Annotated in this window: 1 protein-coding gene and 1 pseudogene; both read right to left on the reverse strand. The window is 59.1% G+C overall.

What is annotated here, in order from left to right:
* A pseudogene (locus tag BMI01S_RS37160) lies at positions 1-958 on the reverse strand (IS3 family transposase); the annotation flags it as partial.
* Between the two features lie 708 nt (positions 959-1,666).
* The coding region (locus BMI01S_RS37170; protein WP_042293305.1) for a TniB family NTP-binding protein at positions 1,667-2,012 on the reverse strand (346 nt) is incomplete at its 5' end.

Consider the following 2,012-nt stretch of genomic DNA (forward strand, 5'->3'; position numbering starts at 1 on the left):
TTTCCCTTGCGACTCATCGAGCAACGCATGCCGTAGCCCTTGAGCAGAGCCTGGAACTCGTCGCTGCAATATTGGCTCCCACGATCGCTATGCAGGATCAGGCCGGCCTCGGGGCGACGGCGGAACCACGCCATACGCAACGCATCGGAAACCAGCTCCGTACGCATGTGCGGCTTGAGCGACCAGCCCACGACCTGACGGCTGAACAGGTCCAGGATGATGGTCAGGTACAGCCAGCCCTCGTCGGTCCAGAGGTACGTGATGTCTGTCGTCCAGACCTGATCGGGCCTGGCCGGCGAGAACTCACGCTGCAGCAGGTTCGGTGCGACCGGCAGGTTGTGCCTGCTGTCGGTCGTGGCCTTGAATCGGCGCTTGGTGCGCGCCTTGATGCCATGCAATTTCATGAGCCGTTGAACCCGGTCCTTGCTCACACGGATTCCTTGAGCCAGCAGCTTTTTCCAGACGCGCGGCCAGCCGTATTCGCCTTTGGATTCGGCGTACACGGCACGGATGTGGACCAGCAGTGCGTCGTTGCTGATGCGCCGGCGCGGCCGCTCGGGATCGACATCAAGAGCCTTGCGACGGTGATAGCCACTGGGGCTGACGCCCAGTGCCTGGCAGGCCACGGAAACCGGCCATTGCCGGCTGTGTCGTTCGATCCACGCGTACTTCACACCGACTCCTTCGCGAAGTACGCCGTCGCTTTTCCCAAGATATCGCGCTCCATCTTCACGCGGGCCAGTTCAGCGCGCAGCCGGGCTATTTCCATCTGTTCGGGCGTAACCTGTTTGCCCGCTCCGTTGAGCTTGCCCGCATCGTCGGCCTTGATCCAGCTGTTCAGCGACTGCGTACTGATACCCAGAATCTTCGCCGTCGCCGACTGGCTCTGGCCGTTGCGCACCATTCGCACGGCTTCCATCTTGAATTCCAACGTGTACCGCGCTCTCGGGTTACCCATCGTTCCTTCCTCCTTTACTGAGTTTTACACACTCTCAGCAAGGGATACGTTTTTCGAGGGCAAGGTCAGGTGTTCCGCTGCGCGCCATCTTCGTTGAATTTTCGTAGGTCACTATGCAAACAATCTATTTCGGCAATTGTTGCGGCTCACATTTTCCGCTAATGGTGCTCACAGATGCGCTAATGTGTCCACTAATTCGGCTAGCGCGCCTTGATGGAATAGCGATACCTGCAGTCGTCGCGATAACGATTTATCGCGCGAAGAGCGGTAGCGAAGGTGGCTGCATTTCGTAAAGCAGATGCTGGGATCGTCTCGAGCAAAGTGTGATGTGCATGGCAATAGTCCGCTGTTGGCTCGAGCCATTCCCTCTTCCAGCGCGGCGCGGACACGTCGGCATCGTTGAGTACAAGGCAGCGGAAACAGTATGGGAGGCGTTGACGGTTCGTCATCCAGCCAACCGGCGTCTGGATGGATTTCAGGCAGCCATCTTTTAGACGAGCCAGCGTCGAGAGCCGTTCAAGGGTTGGCTCAGCGAGTGTGGGGAACAATATCCACCCCGCTGTGCCGAGCGTCGGCAGCGCGTTCGGAATGCTGCTTTACCAGAGCATTCTGACACTGATCTGGTATCGGGCCGCCACGCGGCCCAGCCAGCTACCAAACGCCTCTTCAAAAAAAGGCCTTGGCGCGACCGGCCATGGAACCACAGCCTCAGACAGTGTCTCGCGCGACATGCTCGAGATGTGACAGTCCAATGAACTCATCGCCGCTACGAATCGAAAGTTCTGCCGCGTCGTTCAGAAGCGTCGATATCTCGCCCGTCAATCCACCGCTCGCGCTGAGGACAAACTGAACGATTTCGCGTCGCGTTAGATCCGATGGCTTGCGCAGCGGCAGTACACGCTCGAACGCCGCCAGAAGACGCCGGAGACCATCGCTTTCCCTCCAGCGCGGAATTTCAAACGGTCGGTAGCGACTATACATCTGAGTGTCGCTCTGGAGGGCCAGCACCGCGTCGCGAGTCCCGACGAGCACCATACTGATCTGCAGTGGGCGG

It is taken from the genome of Paraburkholderia mimosarum LMG 23256 = NBRC 106338 (genome assembly GCF_000739815.1).
GTDB classification, from domain to species: Bacteria; Pseudomonadota; Gammaproteobacteria; order Burkholderiales; family Burkholderiaceae; genus Paraburkholderia; species Paraburkholderia mimosarum.